The 478-nt window shown below is 58.4% G+C and carries 1 pseudogene; it reads left to right on the top strand.

Going from position 1 to position 478, the window contains the following annotated elements:
• Positions 1-283 precede the first annotated feature (283 nt).
• Positions 284-478 (top strand): annotated as a pseudogene (locus C5B91_RS21555) (ABC transporter permease); the annotation flags it as partial.

Consider the following 478-nt stretch of genomic DNA (forward strand, 5'->3'; position numbering starts at 1 on the left):
CAAGCGTGTCGCCCACTGCCTCGCCCGACGGCCCCCCATCCACAGCACCAACGGTGCTTACGATCGGTCCGCCGATCAACAGCAGCGACATGCCAACGACGAAGACGGCGCGAGCCAACGGCTGTCGCGACATATTCGCACATGTTCCGGCTCCTTCTTAAAACGGAGCGGTAAATATACAGGGAATCCGTCGACACAGCCGGTCGCAGTCTATCGATTATCGGCCTACGAGTCCGTGGGAATCCGCACAACAGTTTTTAAGTTGGCCTGAAGAACTGAGCGTATGAGCGTATTGGCACGGCTCGAAACCCGCGGTATTCCGTCCCTCCGCGCGCTGTTGCGGTCCAACGTTATCAAGTACTTGACCCTTCTAGCCGGAGTCGCGTCGCTGGGAAGCGTCTTCGGTATGGCGTCGGATTCGATGTACGGCGTGAGCCACAAGATTAACCTCATCGCGTACTGGCACATCGGTCTGGCG

Source organism: Haloferax sp. Atlit-10N (genome assembly GCF_003586325.1).
GTDB lineage: Archaea > Halobacteriota > Halobacteria > Halobacteriales > Haloferacaceae > Haloferax > Haloferax prahovense.